This is a genomic window from Arthrobacter sp. APC 3897 (assembly GCF_030407495.1).
In the GTDB taxonomy this organism is placed as follows: domain Bacteria; phylum Actinomycetota; class Actinomycetes; order Actinomycetales; family Micrococcaceae; genus Arthrobacter_B.
In genome coordinates this window covers 1-6,415 of record NZ_JASDDG010000055.1, presented here as the reverse complement: position 1 = coordinate 6,415, position 6,415 = coordinate 1, and the positions used below count along the sequence as shown (strand labels likewise).

6 protein-coding genes are annotated in these 6,415 nt (G+C 67.4%); 4 read left to right on the top strand and 2 right to left on the bottom strand.

All coding sequences use genetic code 11. The features are described 5' to 3' along the window. The 3 genes from QMA10_RS17555 to QMA10_RS17545 form a co-directional block, all read left to right on the top strand. The coding region (locus tag QMA10_RS17555) for a gamma-glutamyltransferase (protein WP_290170518.1) at positions 1 to 1,752 on the top strand (1,752 nt) is incomplete at its 5' end. Beyond that, on the top strand, positions 1,736 to 3,388 hold the full coding sequence (locus tag QMA10_RS17550; protein ID WP_290170516.1) for an ABC transporter ATP-binding protein: 1,653 nt from the start codon (positions 1,736 to 1,738) through the stop codon (positions 3,386 to 3,388). The genes QMA10_RS17555 and QMA10_RS17550, both read left to right, overlap by 17 nt. After that, entirely contained in the window at positions 3,378 to 4,070 is a 693-nt protein-coding gene (locus tag QMA10_RS17545) for a GntR family transcriptional regulator (protein WP_290170515.1), read from the top strand. Before QMA10_RS17550 ends, QMA10_RS17545 begins: the two co-directional genes overlap by 11 nt. Here QMA10_RS17545 and QMA10_RS17540 read toward each other — a convergent pair. Beyond that, complete coding sequence (locus QMA10_RS17540; protein WP_290170513.1) at positions 4,067 to 4,783, bottom strand: hypothetical protein; 717 nt, start codon at positions 4,781 to 4,783, stop codon at positions 4,067 to 4,069. The two genes, QMA10_RS17545 and QMA10_RS17540, sit on opposite strands and share 4 nt — an antisense overlap. After that, the gene (locus QMA10_RS17535) at positions 4,780 to 5,229 is read right to left on the bottom strand and encodes a hypothetical protein (protein WP_290170510.1); all 450 of its coding nucleotides are present in this window, start codon (positions 5,227 to 5,229) and stop codon (positions 4,780 to 4,782) included. The genes QMA10_RS17540 and QMA10_RS17535 overlap by 4 nt, the downstream gene beginning before the upstream one ends. Before the next feature lie 186 nt (positions 5,230 to 5,415). On the opposite strand from QMA10_RS17535, the gene QMA10_RS17530 reads away from it, so the two are divergent. Next, positions 5,416 to 6,396, top strand: coding sequence for an L-lactate dehydrogenase (locus QMA10_RS17530; protein ID WP_290170509.1), 981 nt, complete (start codon positions 5,416 to 5,418; stop codon positions 6,394 to 6,396). Positions 6,397 to 6,415: the final 19 nt, after the last annotated feature.

The window sequence follows — 6,415 nt, the reverse complement described above, 5'->3', positions numbered from 1 at the left end:
GGCATGAGCGCCTCTACCCACTGGCTGGCCACCGCCTCCTCCCAGGCCGTGCTGGAACGCGGCGGCAACGCCTTCGACGCGGCCGTGGCTGCGGCCTTCGTCCTGCACGTGGTGGAACCGCACCTCAATGGTCCAGGCGGGGACATGACCGGAGTGTTTGTCACCGCCGGGAACCCCTCCGAACCCGTGGTCCTCATGGGCCAGGGAGCAGCCCCCGCCGCAGCCACCCCGGAACACTACCTGTCCGAGGGACTGGAACTGGTTCCAGGCGCCGGCGCCCTGGCCGCAGCCGTTCCGGCCGCCGTCGACGCCTGGCTGATGCTCCTGCGGGACCACGGCACCTGGGAACTCGGTGACGTCCTCGCCTTTGCCGCGGGCTACGCCCGCAACGGCCATCCCGTGGTGGGCCGGGTGGGCACCACCATCGCCTCCGTGGCGGACCTCTTCACCGAGCACTGGCCCACCTCCGCCGCCCAGTGGATGCCCGAAGGACGAATTCCGGAAGACGGCGACATGATCCGCAACGAAGCCTACGCATCGGTGCTGGACCGGCTTGCGGCAGCAGGCAGTCCGGAGGGCAGCCGGGAAGAACGGATCGACGCAGCCCGCCGCGAATGGCGCGAAGGTTTCGTGGCCCGCGCCGCTGTGGACTTCCTGTCCGTGCCGCACCGGCATTCTTCCGGCGCGGATCACGCCGGCGTCATGACCCTGGCGGATTTTGCCTCAAGCAGCGCCTCCTACGAGCCCGCCCTGACCTATGAATTCCGCGGCCACACCATCGCCAAGACCGGGCCCTGGGGGCAGGGACCGGCCCTGCTGCAGACCCTGGCGATCCTGGCCGGCTACGACGACGAATACCTGGACCCCTCCACCGAGCTGGGCGCGCACACCATCCTGGAAGCGCAAAAGCTCGCCATCGCGGACCGCGAGGCCTACTACGGTGACGCCGATGTTCCGATGGACTACCTCCTCAGCGAGGAGTACGCCGCCACCCGCCGCGCGCTGATCACGGACCGGGCCTCACATGAATTCCGTCCCGGCACGGTGCCGGGACACACTCCGTTCCTGCCGCCCCTGCGCACCGAGTACTTCGCCCCCGCCCTTGAGGGGCAGCATGCCTTCGCAGGGGTGGGGGAGCCCACCGTTATGCCCACCGGGGAAACCCGCGGTGACACCTGCCATGTGGATGTTGTGGACCAGTGGGGAAACATGGTCTCCGCGACGCCGTCGGGCGGCTGGCTGCAGTCCTCGCCCACCATTCCGGAACTGGGCTTCTGCCTGGGATCACGATTGCAGATGACGTGGTTGGAAGCGGGCGCACCGTCCACCCTCGCCGCGGGCAAGCGGCCCCGGACCACCCTGACGCCCACCCTGGTGCTCAAGGACGGCAAGGCAGTCACGGCCCTGGGCTCGCCCGGCGGGGACCAGCAGGACCAGTGGCAGCTGCTCTACCTGCTGCGCACCCTGGTGGGCGGATACTCTCCGCAGCAGGCCGTGGACGCTCCCGCCCTGCACACCACCTCCATTCCCGGATCCTTCTATCCCCGGACCTGGACGCCCGGCGGAGCCGTGGTGGAGGACCGTCTGGGGGATGACGTCATCGCAGGCCTGGAAGCCCGCGGCCATGTGGTGACGCGCGCCGGGGACTGGGCACTGGGCCGGCTGTCTTCGGTGGTCAGCGATCCGGCCACCGGTTTGCTCAAGGCAGCCGCCAATCCGAGGGGAGCGCAGGGATATGCAGCAGGACGCTAAAACCACTCATCCGGACACGCTGCTTGCGGTGCGGGACCTGGAAGTCAGCTTCGGCGGCACCCCTGTGCTGCACGGCATCAGCCTGAACCTGCGCCGGGGCGAGCGCGTGGCCATCGTGGGGCAGTCCGGTTCGGGCAAGTCCACCACTGTTGCCGCGGTCCTGAGGCTGCTGCCGGGGAGCGGACGAATCACCGCAGGGTCCATTGAGCTCGACGGCACGGACCTTGCCGGCGCACCGGAAGCCCGGATGCGGGGTATCCGCGGACGGCACATCGGCCTGGTCCCCCAGGACCCCATGTCCAACCTCAACCCGGCCATGAAGGTGGGGGCACAGATTGCCGATGCGCTGATCAGCAACGGAAGCCGGGGAGTCACGGAGAACAACCGGGAGGGCGTCAAACGCCGCGCCGTGGAGCTCATGGCTGAGGCCGGAATCCCCGAGGCGGAACGGCGCTACGGCCAGTATCCGCACGAATTCTCCGGCGGCATGCGCCAGCGCGTACTCATTGCCATTGCGCTGGCCGGCGATCCGGAGCTGCTGATCGCCGATGAACCCACCTCCGCCCTGGATGTGACGGTGCAGCGGCAGATCCTGAACCACCTGCAGAAGCTGGTGGAGGCCCGCGGCACCACCCTGCTTTTTATCACTCACGATTTGGGACTGGCAGCGGACCGCACCGACCGGATCATCGTGATGGCGGACGGCAGGATTGTGGAGGAAGGCACCCCGCAGCAGATTCTGCTGGATCCGGTGCAGGACTATACGAAAGCGCTGGTGGCGGCGGCGCCGTCGGTCTCTGCCGCTTTGTCGCCCGAGGACTCATCAGCGGCGGCGCCGGCAGAGCACCCTCCGGAGCCGGTAGTGGAGGTTCGGCGCCTGGTGAAGGAATTCAAGCTCCGGGGACAGCGCGGACAGGTGGTGCAGGCTCTCAACGATGTGTCCTTCACCGTGGCCAGGGGAACAACCACCGCCGTCGTGGGTGAATCAGGCTCCGGCAAGACAACCGTGGCCCGCATCCTGCTGGGACTGGAGACGCCCTCCGGCGGGGAGGCACTGGTGGGAGGGGAATCGATCTCCGCCAGCCGCGGACCGGAGCGGCGCCGCCTGCGCCGGATGGTGCAGCCGGTGTTCCAAGACCCGTACGGATCGCTGGACCCCACTTTCAGCATTGAGCGGCTGATCGACGAACCGCTGCGCATCTTCGGTATCGGAGACCGGACCACCCGCCGCAGCCGCGTGGCTGAGCTGCTGGACCAGGTGGCACTCCCGCGCAGCATCGCCCAGCGCCGGCCAAACGAGCTGTCCGGCGGCCAGCGGCAGCGGGTGGCCATCGCCCGTGCCCTGGCTCCCGAGCCGGAACTGCTCATCTGCGACGAGGCGGTGTCCGCACTGGATGTGCTGGTGCAGGACCAGATCCTGTCGCTGCTGGCCGATTTACAGGACCGGCTGGGGCTGACCTATCTGTTCATCACGCATGACCTCGCCGTTGTCCGGCAGATTGCACATAATGTAGTAGTCATGAAATCCGGAGAAGTCATTGAGAGCGGAACGGCGGATCAGGTCTTCCTGGCTCCGCAGCAGGATTACACTTCGGAGCTCCTCAGCGCCATCCCGGGAGCGGCATTTGCCCGCTGATCCAGCACCGGCCGGGGTCCCCGGCGCGCCCAAGGACCGCATTGAAGACGAGATCCGCCGCGACATCATCTTCGGCGTCCTGACGCCGGGGTCCCGGATCACCGAAGCGTCGCTGGCCCGCAAATACGGTATTTCCCGTGTTCCGGTCCGGGAGGCGCTGCGCACCCTGGAAGCGGAGGGCTTCGTGGAGTCCCGGCCCTACGCCGGGTCCACCGTCTCCAACATTCCGGTGGACGAGGCCGATGATCTCTTCGCCGTCCGGACGGTCGTGGAAACGGCTACTGCCCGCCGGGCCGCCGAGCGTGCCGGCCGGCAGCTCGCCGCGGGAATGCCCGACGACGAGTGGTGGGCGGCGCGGGGCAGGGTTGCCGAAATCCTGGCCGCCGGAGATACGGCTGTGGCGGAGGGCAGGCTTGAAGAGCTGCCGGAGCTGAATGTCCGGTTCCATCTGGCGGTGGCCGAACTGGCGGACAGCCGCTCGCTCACTGCGCTGCTGCGCCAGCTGGCCGGCAAGATCGAATGGCTCTACGCAGCGGATGTGGACAACCGCGGCAAGGACTCCTGGAGCGAGCACCGGGTGTTGATGGCCGCCGTCGACTCCGGCGACGCGGAACGCGCCCAGGAACTGATGCGTTCCCACGTGGAGCAGTCCCGCGCCGGTTACCTGAGCCGTTTCGCCTAAGCGGCCGGAGCCGCACTGCCGCCTGCGGCGCCGCGGGCAATGCGCCGGCGCTGCCACGCCGACCAGATCAGCCACAGGACCCAGACGGTCAGAAGCACCGCCGCTCCCGTGATGACCGTGGACACGTCCAGCGGTCCGGTCCGCCCGGCGATCACCAGGAATCCCCACCAGGAGACCGCAGCCACCACGAGCAGGTTTACCGCCGGTGCCAGGGCTGCCGTTCCGCTGCGGGTCCGGACGGCGGTCACCGCCACATCGACCGCCATAAGCACCGTGACGGCGGTGACCGTGCCGGTGGCGTAGGCCGCCACCTCGGGGGAGACATCACGGTTGATGAACCACAGGATTAAAAGAACCGCCGCTGCTGCCAGCGCCAGTGCCTGTACGACGGCGGCCAGCAGGTTTAGTCCCAACAGGCGCCGGTCCGGGTCCCGGCGCTTGCCGGGGATGTTGGACCATGCCTCCCGGCGGAACCAGGCCGCCGCGAGGTTGCCGAAGAGCATGGTCGATCCGGCCGCGATAAAGGGGGCCACGAAGTTGTTGCTGAGGACCCACACCAGGGCCGCGACGGCGGCAAAGACCTGGGGAGTGCCGATAATGCCCAGCGCCCAGCTCAGCAGGAACGACCGGCGCGCCGGTTCCAAATCCAGCGGATGGACAAGGTACTGCCGGTTGGCGTCGGGGAGCTGGACTCGTTCATTAATCTGTTTCACGGAGACCTCCAGGGGACCGTGTCCAGGTGCGGGCCGCGCAGCCCGCCCCGGGCTATCTCGTATATCTTCTGCCGGGACACGCCCAGCTCTTCGGCGACCGTTACGGCGCTGAAATCCTCGAGCAGGTCCGCCGCCGCGAGTGACCTGATGCCCGAGGCCCGCCGGCCCAGCCGGGCCGCGAGCGCGCCTATTTCACCGGCCAGCAGTGCTGCGGCCAGTGTTCCGCCAAACTGCTCCGCCCATCCGGGGGAGCCTTCCGCGGCTGCAGCGTACAGCTGGTCCCCGCCGTCGGCCAGGACGGCACGCACGCGCTCTGCTGACAATCCGGCTGCCTCGAAGCGGCCGGCAACGGCTCTCTGCTCTTCCGGAGACCGGTGGGACAGAATGCTGTCCCAGCGGGATCCGGGGAGGAGCTCGGGGCTGTCATCCCCGGGGTGACTATCCATGGTGTGAAGTGTGCGCGTCGTTTCCATGGCTGTCTACCCCCTGGTGACAACTTTTTGGGGGCCGAGGCTTGTCCGGGACGGGGAGCACGAAAAACACGACTCGCGGCAAAGAAGTGCCCGTGGCTTCCGTTGCCGTTCCCCTGCACGGGGCACGCCTTTACCATTGCTGGAAAGAGGATCCAACCTATGGAGCGAGGCTCTGCCATGGCCAACATCACCACCAGGCCCGTCACCAAACTGGGAATCGTAGGCGCCGGGAGCGTTGGGACGTCCCTCGCCTACGCCGCCATCATCCGCGACGCGGCCCGGGAAATAGCGATCTACGATATTGACGCCACCCGCGCGGAAGCCGAAGGACTGGATCTTGCCCACGGCACGCAGTTCACGGGCGCAAACACGGTGACGGGCGGCGGAAACATTGAGGCGCTGGCGGGTTCGGATGTCATTGTCATCACCGCGGGAGCCCGGCAGAAGCCGGGGCAGTCGAGGCTTGATCTGGCCGGGGTGAATGCGGGCATCATCCAGAACCTGATGATCCAGCTGATGGAGCAGGCACCGGACGCTGTCTACATTATTGTCACCAACCCCTGTGACGTGCTGACGGTGGCCGCTCAGAAAGCATCCGGCCTTCCATGGAACCGGATTTTCTCCTCCGGCACCGTGCTGGACACTTCCCGGCTGCGGCTGCTCCTGGCCCGGGAAGCGCACGTGCTGATGACCAGTGTGCACGCCACCATTATTGGTGAGCACGGGGACTCGGAGTTTCCGGTATGGTCCAGCGCCTCCATCGGGCCGGTGCCGATCCGGGACTGGAAGATCAGCGGCCGGCAGGTGTTCACCCAGGAGTACCTGGATGCCGTCACGCATGATGTGGTGACGGCGGCCTACCGGGTCATTGAGGGCAAGGGGGCCACCAACTACGCCATCGGGCTGGCCGGGGTGCGGATCGTGGAAGCCGTCATGCAGGCGGAAAACGCCGTGCTGCCGGTGTCGGCAATCATGCAGGGTGCCTACGGGATTGAGGGCGTTGCACTGTCGCTTCCCTCGATCGTGGGGATCAACGGTGTCTACGGCATGCTGGAAATGCCGCTGGACGAATTGGAGACCCGGAAGTTCCATGATTCCGCCGAGACGCTGCGGAACACCCTCACCAAACTGGGGATTTAGCCGGTGAGGGTGTCCGTTG